8 protein-coding genes are annotated in these 12390 nt (G+C 56.5%); 5 read left to right on the forward strand and 3 right to left on the reverse strand.

The annotated features are described in order from the left end of the window. Positions 1–32: 32 nt before the first annotated feature. Together ACOQH0_RS14615 and ACOQH0_RS14620 are read right to left on the reverse strand one after the other, a co-directional pair. A complete protein-coding gene (locus ACOQH0_RS14615; RefSeq protein ID WP_126546511.1) occupies positions 33–2726 on the reverse strand; it encodes a cation-transporting P-type ATPase in 2694 nt (897 codons plus the stop codon). A gap of 47 nt (positions 2727–2773) precedes the next feature. Next, positions 2774–3205, reverse strand: coding sequence for a universal stress protein (locus ACOQH0_RS14620; RefSeq protein WP_421510694.1), 432 nt, complete (start codon positions 3203–3205; stop codon positions 2774–2776). A gap of 397 nt (positions 3206–3602) precedes the next feature. Between ACOQH0_RS14620 and ACOQH0_RS14625 the strand changes: the two genes are divergently transcribed. The 3 genes from ACOQH0_RS14625 to ACOQH0_RS14635 are packed head-to-tail and all read left to right on the forward strand — an operon-like array spanning position 3603 to position 8712. Then, positions 3603–4688 (forward strand): efflux RND transporter periplasmic adaptor subunit, encoded by a 1086-nt coding sequence (locus ACOQH0_RS14625; protein WP_185870027.1) that lies wholly within the window; start codon positions 3603–3605, stop codon positions 4686–4688. Then, entirely contained in the window at positions 4688–7744 is a 3057-nt protein-coding gene (locus tag ACOQH0_RS14630; RefSeq protein WP_421510695.1) for an efflux RND transporter permease subunit, read from the forward strand. The genes ACOQH0_RS14625 and ACOQH0_RS14630 overlap by 1 nt, the downstream gene beginning before the upstream one ends. A gap of 2 nt (positions 7745–7746) precedes the next feature. Next, positions 7747–8712 (forward strand): acyltransferase, encoded by a 966-nt coding sequence (locus ACOQH0_RS14635; protein WP_421510696.1) that lies wholly within the window; start codon positions 7747–7749, stop codon positions 8710–8712. On the opposite strand, the gene pagP is transcribed toward ACOQH0_RS14635, so the two are convergent. Further along, positions 8709–9284, reverse strand: coding sequence for a lipid IV(A) palmitoyltransferase PagP (pagP, locus tag ACOQH0_RS14640; RefSeq protein ID WP_421510697.1), 576 nt, complete (start codon positions 9282–9284; stop codon positions 8709–8711). The two genes, ACOQH0_RS14635 and pagP, sit on opposite strands and share 4 nt — an antisense overlap. Before the next feature lie 256 nt (positions 9285–9540). Here pagP and shiA point away from each other — a divergent pair, with 256 nt between their 5' ends. Further along, entirely contained in the window at positions 9541–10857 is a 1317-nt protein-coding gene (shiA, locus tag ACOQH0_RS14645) for a shikimate transporter (RefSeq protein ID WP_010432076.1), read from the forward strand. A 73-nt stretch (positions 10858–10930) separates the two neighbouring features. Next, entirely contained in the window at positions 10931–12385 is a 1455-nt protein-coding gene (locus ACOQH0_RS14650) for an AMP nucleosidase (protein ID WP_010432073.1), read from the forward strand. The last annotated feature ends 5 nt before the right edge of the window (positions 12386–12390 follow it).

Raw genomic sequence — 12390 nt, forward strand, 5'->3', positions numbered from 1 at the left:
CGGGCTCAGGCAGGCTTTCTCAGTTTACGCTATCACGCCTCAGTTTTGCGCCACCTGCGCGTCAACACTTTCTCCGCCTCGACAATAAGGAACATCACAAAACCAATCAGCAAGGTGATGACCCAATAGCGGAACGGCAGCGCTTCAGTGCCAAACAGCATCTGCATGAAGGGTGCGTAGATAATAAGAAGCTGTAGCGCCAGCAGTACGCCGCTCACGATCCAAATCCCTTTGTTCGCCAGCAGGCCTTTGCTCAGCGAAAAGCCGTCATTCACGCGACAGTTGAGCATGTAGAACCACTGCGCGGTGACCAAGGTTTGCAGCAGCACGGTGCGGATAAATTCCGCCGAATAGCCGCGCGGCTGTAGCCAGGCTTCCAGCACGAAGGCGCTGATGGCAATCATCAGACCGACAAACACCACGCGCCAGATGGCATAGCCGTCCATCACATGGAGATTCGCCTTGCGCGGTGGCCGGTTCATGATGTTTTTCTCACCCGCTTCAAACGCCAGGCCAAACGACAGCGTGGCCGACGTCGCCATGTTCATCCACAGGATCAGGACCGGCGTTAGCGGGATCAGGTTCCCCGCCAGCAGCGCGATGATGATCAGCAGAGCCTGCGCGATGTTGCTGGGGATAACGAACAGAATGGTCTTTTTCAGGTTATCGTAAACCCGACGTCCCTCGTGCACCGCGCGGGCAATGGTGGCAAAGTTGTCATCCGTTAACACCATGTCGGCGGCTTCCTTGGTGACTTCCGTCCCCTTAATCCCCATGGCGATACCCACATCCGCCCGCTTGAGCGCTGGGGCATCATTTACGCCATCCCCGGTCATGCCCACGACTTCCTGTTTACTTTGCAGAGCCTGCACAAGGCGGAATTTATCCTCCGGGCTGGTTCGGGCGAAAATATCGTACTGCTGGGCGGCGTCGCTCAGTTGACGATCGTCCATCGCCTCCAGCTCACGTCCGGTGATAGCGCTTGCGGCGTTACCTATCCCCAACATTTGCCCAATGCTCATTGCCGTTTGCGGGTGGTCGCCGGTAATCATTTTCACGCGGATCCCGGCCTGCAGACAGTCGGCAATGGCGGTAATGGCCTCCGGACGCGGCGGATCCATCATTCCTGCAATACCCAGCAGGATCACGCCATCATGCAGGTCCGGGTGATCCAGCTCGCGTTGCCCCTCGCGGGCAGGTTTCCAGGCCGCCGCCACCATGCGCAGCCCTTCCCGGGCATACTCTTCAATCTTCCCTTCCCAGTAAGGCTGATCGAACGGCTGCAGTCCGTCATTCGTCTGCTGGTACTGGCAGAGGCGGAACAGGACGTCCGGCGCGCCAGTGATTAAAATCACCTCTTCATCGCCCAGCCGGTACAGCGTGGACATGTATTTATACTGCGAATCAAACGGGATTTTACTGCGCATTTCGGTATCGAGCGGTGGGAGCGGGATTTTCGCCGCCAGCACCTTCAGCGCGCCCTCGGTTGGGCCCCCGGTGATTTTCCACAGCCCCTGCTCGTCTTTGATCAGCTGGCTGTCATTACAGAGGTCAATGGTGCGCAGGTAGCGTTCCAGCAGGGAACCCTGCGTCACGCTGACGGGCGTTGGGTCATCTACGGGGTGAATATTCCCCACCGGCTCGTAGCTGTCGCCCTCCACGCGATAGGTCGTGTCAGCGGTAATCACCGCTTTGACCGTCATTTCATTCATCGTCAGGGTGCCGGTTTTATCCGAGCAGATAACCGTCATCGCCCCCAGCGTTTCCACCGTGGGCAGCTTGCGAATGATGGCCTTGCGACGCGCCATGGCCTGTACGCCAAGCGAAAGGATGATGGAAATGATGGCCGGCAGGCCTTCCGGCACGGCGGCAACGGCGAGGCTGATAAGCGACAGCACCAGTTCAGAAACCGGCATATCCCGGAACAGGAGACTAAAGACAAACAGCGCCACCATCATCACCAGGATAGTGATGAAGATAGTCTTACCGAGCTTATCCATCTGCACCATCAGCGGCGTGCGGTGCTTTTCAATGTCGGACATCATCTGATTGATGTGACCCAGCTCGGTCTCGCCCCCGGTTGCTACCACCACGCCTTTACCGCCGCCGGAGCTAACGGTGGTACCTGAGTAGAGCAGATTATACCGGTCACCTAAAGGCAGTTCCCCGCTTAACGCATCGCTGTTTTTCTCAACAACGGTGGATTCGCCGGTCAGGATGGCCTCCTCCACGCGCAGGTTGTGCGCTTCAATCACGCGCAGATCCGCAGGGATACGATCCCCGGCACGGATCACCACGATATCCCCCGGGACCAGCGCCGTGGTGGGGATCGTTTCATGATTCCCCTGCCGTACCACCACGGCTTCGCTGGAGAGCATATTGCGAATGCTCTGCAACGATTTTTCAGCATTGCTCTCCTGGATATGGCCAATCAGCGCGTTAATGATGGCAACCCCAAGGATCACAAACATGTCTACCCAGTGGCCCATAAAGAGCTTAAGCAACGCGGCCACCAGCAGAACGTAAATCAAAACGTCGTTAAAATGCGCCAGGAAGCGCAGCCAGGCGGGTTTGCCCTTTTTTTGCGGTAACGCATTCTCACCGTGCTGCTGAAGTCGGGCTGATGCCTCAGTGCCGCTAAGGCCTTCCAGGGTGGAGTGGATATTCGACAGGGTTTCGTCAACGGTTTGTTGATAATACGGACGTTCAGGTTTTCCTGTTTTCATCGTTCCTTCCTCAGGTTCTATTCAGAAATCACCTTGCTTCTCTGTAATTAACGAATAACGAAAACAGGAACATGTGCGTAACGAACAATACTTGCCGCCTCTGATCCTAACAAATGGGTTTGAATATTGGGATTTCGCGAGCCGACAATAATCGCGCCGACAGCCAGTTCATCCGCCAGCTTTATAACCTCATCACGAACATTCCCGCTACGGACATGGAGATGAACACGCGCTTCTGGCAGATTCAATTTTTTGACCAGGTCAGACAGCTTTTCTTTCGAATTATTAATCATATATTCATCCATTTTGCGCGCATCTGAAATAAAACCACGCGTCAGTTCGGCTGAAAACTTGGGCATGACGTGCAGAAAATGAATGTCACCCGATGCGCTTTGCGCCAGAAACTGTGCATGCTGCAACGCTTTATCCGCCAGGCTTGTCTCGTAGACATCCACCGGAACGAGAATGTTTTTATACATATCGAGCATCCTTTTTATAACCAACACGAGAGTGAATGAAGCAAAAAAACGCATTAAATGCAGGGGGTTGCCCTTAATGCCAGTTACGGTAAAAAGAGATGAATAATATTAAACGTAGCACAGGAATATCAGGTTTAGCGCTTCCCCACTGATAATGGTTATTTAACATTTATGTTTTCGCCGACTATGCTCATAGTCAGCCACCGCTCCCGGCTCATGGAGGAATGTATGTATGGTTTAAGCCTGATCCGCCTGGGTATGTTTATTGCACTCGCCATTATCGCCAGTACGGCGATTGGTTTATTTACCTATATGGTCGTCACTGTTCTGGCAGAATAGTGTCACCCCCTGTCCAGGTTATGGAATAAATAAAACAGTTATTTATTAGGGGAATACAGTGAACCGCTACCTCTCTCTTTTACCGTTCGTTTTGTTAACGCTCACGGCGTGCGACCCGAAACCGAAGCAAGCCTCCCCCCTGCCCAGAATGGTAAAAGTGGCGGAGGTGACGGTTCCCGGCCACGCCCAGCAGCGGGTTTTCCCCGCCCGCATTGAATCGGGCGATGCCACAGACCTTTCCTTCAAGCGCGCAGGGCAAATTGAAGCGCTCGATGTACGCCAGGGTGCTGCCATCAAACAGGGGCAACAGCTTGCCAGACTGAACGCCCGTGAAGCCCAGCAGCGGGTTAACGACAGACAAACGGCGGCGACGCTGGCCCAGAGGCAGTTCGACCGCTTCCAGACGCTGGCAGGACGACAGGCCATTTCAAAAGCCGAGATGGACGTGCAGCGTGCGAACCGCGATTCGGCGAATGCGGCGCTGCAGATTGCCCGGGAAGAGCTAAATCAGATGACGCTCGTTGCGCCCTTCAGCGGGACGGCAGCCAGCGTGCACGTGCGAAACCATCAGGTGGTGTCCGCCGGTCAGCCCATCGCGACGTTAACCCGTACCGATCTGCTGGACGTGGTGTTCAGCATTCCTGAAAACCTGTTTAAGACCTTTGATATTCGCAACGCGCAGTATCGCCCCGTGGTGAAAATTAACGCCCTTCCGGATCGGGAATTTACCGCCGTCTACAAAGAGCATTCGGGCAGCAGCGACAGCAATACCCTGACCTGGCAGGTGATACTCACCATGCCGCGACCCGATGATTTTCCCGCCGTCGGTGGCGTAAGCGGTACGGTGACCATCAATTTAACCAACCTCCCGGCCGGTGCGGGTGCTCAGGCGCTCGTCGTACCGGTTGAGGCAGTCTTTAACCCGGACAACAGCCCGCGCAATGAGCCGCACGTCTGGGTCGTAACGGGAGAAGGTGACACCCTCCATCTTGAAGACCGCAAGGTCAGCGTGGGGCAAGTCAGTACCGAAGGCGTGGTAATCACCAGCGGGCTTAAGGCGGGCGAGCGCGTGGTGGCCGCAGGCGTTGGGGAGCTCCACGCTAACCAGCCGGTGCGTATCTGGACGCGTGAACGGGGACTGTAATGGATATCTCTCGTCAATTTATTAATAACCCTGTTCGCGTCTGGCTAACGATTCTGCTGCTGGGCATCGGCGGTATTTTCGCCCTGTTGAATATCGGCAGGCTGGAAGATCCCGCCTTTACCATCAAAACCGCCGTGGTGGTCACCCACTATTCCGGCGCATCCGCTCAGCAGGTTGAAGAAGAGGTGACGCTTCCGCTGGAGAATGCCCTGCAGCAGCTGCCTTATCTGGACAACGTGAGCTCCATCTCGTCAAACGGTCTGTCGCAAATCACTGTTAACATCGCTTCACGCTATCACTCGAACGAACTGCCGCAGATTTGGGATGAACTTCGCCGCCGCGTGGGCGATGCCTCGCGTCAGTTTCCGCCCGGCGTCATCACGCCCTTTGTGAATGACGATTTTGGCGATGTGTTCGGCTTCTTCTTCGCCATTTCCGGAGATGAATTCAGTAATCCTGAACTGGTGAGATATGCGGAGCAGCTGCGCCGGGAGTTGATTCTGATCCCCGGCGTCGCGAAGGTTGCCATCGGCGGGGCCATTAGCCAACAGGTCAACATCGATATCTCCCTGACCAAAATGGCCGCGCGCGGCATTACGCTGAACCAGCTTTCCGTCCTGCTCAGCAGACTTAACGTCGTTTCCAGCGCAGGAGAAATCACCTCCGGCACCGAATCCATTCGCCTGCACCCGACCGGTGAGTTCGAGAATCTTGATGAACTGGCGGATATCATCATCACGCCTTCCGGCACCGGGGCGGCGACGCGTCTGCGGGATATCGCCACGTTGTCGCGCGGGCTAAACGAATCGCCCGCCAGTCTCTACCATGCCAACGGCAAAAAAGCCGTCACCATGGGCGTCTCGTTTATTCCCGGCGTGAACGTGATCGACGTGGGCCACGCGCTGGAGGCGAAGCTAAACCAGATGTCGGCGGAAAAACCGGCAGGCATACAGATAGACCTGTTTTACGATCAGGCAGCCGAAGTGGGCCACTCTGTTAACGGTTTTATTATTAACTTCCTGATGGCGCTGGCAATTGTCATCGGCGTACTGCTGATCTTTATGGGCGTACGCAGCGGGATCATCATTGCGTTTTCTCTCGCGCTCAACGTGCTCGGCACGCTGCTGATTATGTATCTGTGGGGCATTGAGCTGCAGCGCATCTCGCTCGGGGCGCTGATTATCGCCCTCAGCATGCTGGTGGATAACGCCATCGTGATTGTCGAAGGGGTGTTGATTGCCCGACAGCAGGGCTCGCCTCTGCTGGCCGCCGTGAACTACATCATCCGCCGCTCCGCCCTGCCGCTGCTGGGGGCGACGGTGATTGCCATCCTGGCGTTTGCCCCTATCGGGCTGTCGCAGGATTCCACCGGAGAATACTGTAAATCCCTGTTCCAGGTGCTGCTGATTTCCCTGATGCTAAGCTGGTTTTCGGCGCTCACCCTCACCCCGGTGCTAATTAAGTGGTGGTTGTTTAAAAACGACAACATCCCCGATAAAACCGATGAGTCAGATCCTTACGATAAACGACTCTACCGCGCCTACCAGCGCCTGCTTAACACGCTGCTGCACCATAAGGCACCGACGCTCATTGTGATGGCTGCGCTGCTGGCAGCGTCTGTCTGGGGTTTTGGTGGCGTACGGCAAAACTTTTTCCCGTCGTCTAATACGCCGATTTTCTTTGTCGACCTCTGGCTACCCTACGGCACCGATATTAAATGGACCGAGAAAATGACCGGCGATATCGAAAAAACCATTAACGGCCAGCCGGGCGTAGAAACCACCGTCTCGACCATTGGTCAGGGAAGTATGCGCTTTATTCTGACCTACAGCGGACAGCGGCAGTACAGTAACTATGCGCAGATCATGGTGCGCATGGACGACCAGCGCAACATCTCTGCCCTGACGCGCCACGTGGACGAGTACATCGCGCGAAACTATCCGCAGGTCAACGCCAGCACCAAGCGAGTGATGTTTGGCCCCTCCGGCGACAGCGCCATTGAGGTGCGCATTAAAGGTCCCGATCCTGACCGGCTGCGCCTGATTGCCAGCCAGGTGGACGACATCCTCACCCGCGACCCGGCCACGGGCAGCGTCAGGAACGACTGGCAAAACCGCAGCAAGGTGATCCGCCCACAGTACGTTGCCGCCCTGGGCCGCGAGCTTGGCGTAGATAAACAGGACGTCGACAACGCGCTGGAGATGAACTTCTCCGGCAGCCGGGCGGGGCTGTACCGGGAAGGCAGCGACCTGCTGCCCGTGGTGGTGCGCCCGCCTGAGAGCGAACGGCTGGACGCCAATCACCTGAACAACGTGCTGGTGTGGAGCCAGACGCGGCAGCAGTATATCCCGCTGAGTAACGTCGTCAGCCGCTTCTCGCTGGAGTGGGAAGATCCGCTCATCCTTCGACGCGATCGCTCGCGGGTGCTGACGGTTCAGACGGACCCGGACCCGCTAAGCCAGCAAACCTCCGGCGATATCCTCGCCCGCGTGAAGCCGCAGGTAGATGCCCTTCCCCTTCCACACGGCTACAGCATTGAGTGGGGAGGCGACGCGGAAAACTCCAGTGAAGCGCAGCAGGGGTTGTTCACTACGCTACCTCTCGGGTATCTGGTGATGTTTGTCATTACGGTGCTAATGTTCAGCTCGGTAAAAAATGCCGTCGCCATCTGGCTGACCGTACCGCTGGCGCTGATCGGCGTGACGCCGGGATTTTTAATTACCGGCATTCCCTTTGGCTTTATGGCGCTGATTGGCCTGCTGAGCCTGAGCGGAATGCTCATCCGCAACGGCATCGTGCTGGTGGAAGAGATCGAACAGCAGAAAACGCAAAAGGATCAGCACGAGGCGATCGTGTACGCCGCCACCTCGCGCCTGCGCCCTATCCTGCTCACTGCGTTTACGACAGTTCTTGGCCTGGCTCCGCTACTGCTGGACGTTTTCTTCCAGAGCATGGCCGTTGTGATTATGTTTGGACTGGGGTTTGCTACAATCCTGACGCTGCTGGTACTCCCGGTGATCTATGCGTGTTTCCATCGTAAGGACGAAGCCAAATAACAATGAATGCGACAGGGCTGAACATTATCAAGACGCTGGGCTGTATGACGGCGGTGACCTTCTTTACCATTTACAATACCTGGGATCATTATGATTATGACTATCACTGGATCCTGGGGTTTTTAACTTTTATCTCGACCATCGCCACGCCGCTGTTTTTTGTGGTTTCGGGCTATCTCGACGGACAATCCCGGCACGGCACCCGCTGGCAGCTGGGTAAAATTAAAAGTCTGGTGATTGTTTTTCTGTTCTGGATAACGATCTACTACCTGTGGGAGCCCTATCAGCGCGGGTATTTAATCCAGCCCTGGTTCGTGTTCGCCTTTGTCGTGATTTACACCTTCCATCCGGCGGTGGAGTGGCTCAGCCAGCGGCGAGCGCTATTCTGCGGGGCGATTGCCGCCCTGCTGCTCTTTTCCTACGGATACGATCTGCTCTCGGCGCTTTATCCTGAAAAACACATCTTTTCCCTGTCACCACAGTATCGGCTGTGGACATGGCTGCTGTTTTATCTGACGGGGCAACTCTTCTGCGACCCGAAAATTGCCGAGTGGATTAGCCGCAAAAATGTCGTCAGGGCGGCGGTTGTCGCCATCCCGTTTATCTATCTCTTTACCTGGTTTTACGAGCGCCACTTCTTCTTCGCGCTGTTCAAGGCGGACAGAAATGCCTTTATTCTCACCGGCTCTCAAATTTACATTTTGATCATCGCGCTGGTGATTGCGGCGAACGGCGTGCGCTTTCGTCGCAACGCCGAATTCAAAGAGTCAGTTCTGGCCGCCATCAGCAAAACGATGACCGGCGTGTATATTGTGCACTACTCGGTATTTCACCTGCTGACGGCGCTGATACCGGTGACCTCCCTCGGCATAAAGCTTTCGCTGATTGTGCTCACGTTCGTCACCTCTGTTCTCTTCTCCATGCTGGTATTGTCTAACGCCGTGGCAAAAAAGGTGATTACCCTTTAAAAGCCTAAGCGCAGCCAGGCAAAGAGCACGTTGCCGTTATTGTAGGTACCTGGAATATAGGTGAACTGGACGGTAACGCGCTTATACCCGGCCGAAAACAGCGGGAAGATGAACGGTAGCGGCACGTAGTTGGCAAAATCATCTCGCGCCGTGATGCCCGCTGCAGCACCGAGCCCCAGGCGGAAATCCTTCGCATTATCCAGATACCAGCCCTTCTCCCAGCCATAGCCCATCGCGGGCTGCCATTCGTTGTGGGAGTCCTTGAACATCATCGCAAAGAGCGCGCTCCAGTTGCCCTCTTCGTTATAGCGGGAAACGCCCAACCCGCCGCCCCACGGCATTTCATTGTAATTGTCCGTTTTTTCTTTGTCGTACATAAAGCGAGCGTGCCAGCTCAGGAACGGCAGGTACAAATCGTAACGTTGAGGCTCTTCCCAGGTCCGGGAGATATCCTCCGTCAGCGTATTCCACCAGCCGATAATCCGCTGTTCTCCATAGACTTTCTGCTCTGCATGAAGCGGTGCAGCGAATAAAAACAGGACAATCCATATGGCCGAAAAGGTGCGTTGCATCGTTTTTCCCTCAGCTTAAGTCACGCAGCGGTTTCTATTACTGTAATCCATTCAGCACTAACCGGAGCCAAACAGACTGATTTATCTCAAGGCAGGGGTAGATGAAATTTATTTATTCAGCGCCTTCCGGAAAGATAAAAACGTTTTCTCAGGCGTTTTGTCGCGGTAGTCTCATAGGTTCCGTTTATATGACGGACGCAATGTGAGTGACCTTTTCTTATACCAATAATTAAAAATCAGTACAGACAGGACAACTATGGACTCCACCCTCATCTCCGAACGTCCCAACGAGGAGACACCTTCGCTCAACCGTGCCCGCCGCGCAGCCTTAGGCAGCTTCGCGGGTGCCGTCGTCGACTGGTATGATTTTCTGCTCTACGGCATCACTGCCGCCCTGGTGTTTAACCGCGAATTCTTTCCCCAGGTCAGCCCCGCGATGGGCACGCTTGCGGCGTTTGCCACCTTCGGCGTCGGCTTTCTGTTTCGCCCGCTGGGCGGGGTGATTTTCGGCCACTTTGGCGACCGCCTCGGCCGCAAGCGCATGCTGATGCTCACCGTCTGGATGATGGGGATCGCCACTGCGCTTATCGGTATTCTCCCCTCGTTTGCCTCCATCGGCTGGTGGGCGCCGGTACTGCTGGTCACCCTGCGCGCCATCCAGGGCTTCGCCGTAGGCGGTGAATGGGGTGGCGCGGCGCTGCTGTCCGTCGAGAGTGCGCCGAAGCACAGGAAAGCCTTTTACAGCAGCGGCGTGCAGGTGGGTTATGGCGTCGGCCTGCTGCTCTCCACCGGGCTGGTCTCCTTAATCAGCCAGCTCACCACCGACGAGCAGTTCCTGAGCTGGGGCTGGCGCATTCCGTTCATCTTCAGCATTGTGCTGGTCATCGCCGCGCTGTGGATCCGCAACGGGATGGAAGAGTCCGCGGAATTCGAACAGCAGCAGCGGGAAAAACCGGTCGCTAAAAAACGGCTGCCGGTGATGGAAGCGCTGGTTCAGCATCCTGGCGCTTTTCTGAAAATTATCGCCCTGCGCCTCTGTGAACTGCTGACGATGTATATCGTCACCGCGTTTGCGCTGAACTACTCGACGCAGAACCTCGGACTTCCCCGCGAGCTGTTCCTCAATATCGGCCTGCTGGTCGGTGGGATAAGCTGCCTGACTATCCCCTGCTTCGCCTGGCTGGCGGACCGGTTTGGTCGCCGTCGCGTCTATATTACCGGGGCGCTGATTGGCACCCTCAGCGCCTGGCCGTTCTTTATGGCGCTGGAGGCACAGTCGATCTTCTGGATTGTCTTCTTCGCCATCATGCTCGCCAACATCGCTCACGACATGGTGGTGTGCGTGCAGCAGCCGATGTTCACCGAGCTGTTTGGCGCAAGCTACCGCTACAGCGGCGCGGGCGTGGGCTATCAGGTGGCAAGCGTAGTCGGTGGCGGGTTTACGCCGTTTATTGCCGCCGCGCTGGTGACTTTCTCTGGCGGAAACTGGCACAGCGTGGCGATTTATTTGCTGGCGGGTTGCCTGCTCTCTGCCGCCACGGCGCTGTTTATGAAAGAGCCGCGCCACACCTGATCTCACTTTTGTTTCACGGGCGTGTGACATACTATCGGGTAGAGTCACACACCTGTGGAACAAGGAGACAGAGATGAATAATAAGGGCTCCAGCCTGACCCCGGCTCAGGCGCTGGAAAAACTCGACGCGCTGTATGAACAGTCCGTCAACGCGCTGCGCAGCGCCATCAGTGAATACATCGAATCAGGGAAACTTCCCGATGAAAAGGCCAGAACTCAGGGCCTTTTTGTTTATCCGTCGCTCTCTGTTACCTGGGACGGCAGTGCCAGCAGTAATCCCAAAACCCGTGCCTACGCGCGCTTTACCCACTCCGGCTGTTACAGCACCACCGTCACCCGCCCTGCGCTGTTCCGCCCCTATCTTGAGGAACAGCTGACGCTGCTGTATCAGGATTACGGCGCGCACATTTCTGTGGAGCCTTCGCTGCACGAAATCCCTTATCCGTACGTGATAGACGGCTCGGCGCTGACGCTGGATCGTTCCATGAGCGCGGGGCTGACGCGCCACTTCCCGACCACCGAGCTTTCCCAGATTGGCGATGAGACGGCTGACGGCATCTATCACCCGGCTGAATTTTCTCCCCTGTCGCACTTTGATGCTCGCCGCGTGGACTTCTCCCTGGCGCGCCTGCGTCACTACACCGGCACGCCTGCGGAGCACTTTCAGCCGTTTGTGCTGTTCACCAACTACACCCGCTACGTGGATGAGTTTGTCCGCTGGGGCTGTAGCCAAATTCTCGATCCGGATAGCCCTTACATCGCCCTTTCCTGCGCGGGCGGGATCTGGATCACCGCGGAGACCGAAGCGCCCGAGCAGGCTATCTCCGACCTGGCGTGGAAAAAACACCAGATGCCCGCGTGGCACCTGATCACCGCCGACGGACAGGGCATTACGCTGATCAACATCGGCGTGGGCCCGTCAAACGCCAAAACCATCTGCGACCATCTGGCGGTCCTGCGTCCGGACGTATGGCTGATGATTGGCCACTGCGGCGGCCTGCGCGAAAGCCAGTTGATTGGCGATTACGTGCTGGCCCACGCCTATCTGCGTGATGACCACGTGCTGGACGCGGTACTGCCGCCGGACATCCCGATCCCAAGCATCGCCGAAGTACAGCGCGCGCTCTATGACGCCACCAAAGAGGTCAGCGGTATGCCGGGTGAAGAGGTTAAGCAGCGCCTGCGTACCGGCACCGTCGTCACTACCGATGATCGCAACTGGGAGCTGCGCTACTCTGCCTCCGCGCTGCGTTTCAACCTGAGCCGCGCGGTGGCGATTGATATGGAGAGCGCCACCATTGCCGCGCAGGGATATCGCTTCCGCGTCCCTTACGGCACGCTGCTGTGCGTCTCCGATAAGCCGCTGCACGGCGAAATCAAGCTGCCGGGCCAGGCCAACCGTTTTTACGAAGGGGCTATCTCTGAGCATCTGCAGATCGGTATTCGTGCGATTGATTTACTTCGCGCGGAGGGCGACAAGCTGCATTCACGCAAGCTGCGTACCTTCAACGAGCCGCCGTTCCGCTAATAACA

The sequence above is a fragment of the Enterobacter sp. JS8-1 genome, from assembly GCF_049187015.1.
GTDB lineage: Bacteria > Pseudomonadota > Gammaproteobacteria > Enterobacterales > Enterobacteriaceae > Enterobacter > Enterobacter mori.

Bases quoted from the DNA above. Each gene is read 5' to 3' on its own strand.
- ACOQH0_RS14615 (WP_126546511.1), bottom strand. From the start codon at position 2,726: ATGAAAACAGGAAAACCTGAACGTCCGTATTATCAACAAACCGTTGAC.
- ACOQH0_RS14620 (WP_421510694.1), bottom strand. From the start codon at position 3,205: ATGTATAAAAACATTCTCGTTCCGGTGGATGTCTACGAGACAAGCCTG.
- ACOQH0_RS14630 (WP_421510695.1), top strand. From the start codon at position 4,688: ATGGATATCTCTCGTCAATTTATTAATAACCCTGTTCGCGTCTGGCTA.
- ACOQH0_RS14635 (WP_421510696.1), top strand. From the start codon at position 7,747: ATGAATGCGACAGGGCTGAACATTATCAAGACGCTGGGCTGTATGACG.
- pagP (WP_421510697.1), bottom strand. From the start codon at position 9,284: ATGCAACGCACCTTTTCGGCCATATGGATTGTCCTGTTTTTATTCGCT.
- shiA (WP_010432076.1), top strand. From the start codon at position 9,541: ATGGACTCCACCCTCATCTCCGAACGTCCCAACGAGGAGACACCTTCG.
- ACOQH0_RS14650 (WP_010432073.1), top strand. From the start codon at position 10,931: ATGAATAATAAGGGCTCCAGCCTGACCCCGGCTCAGGCGCTGGAAAAA.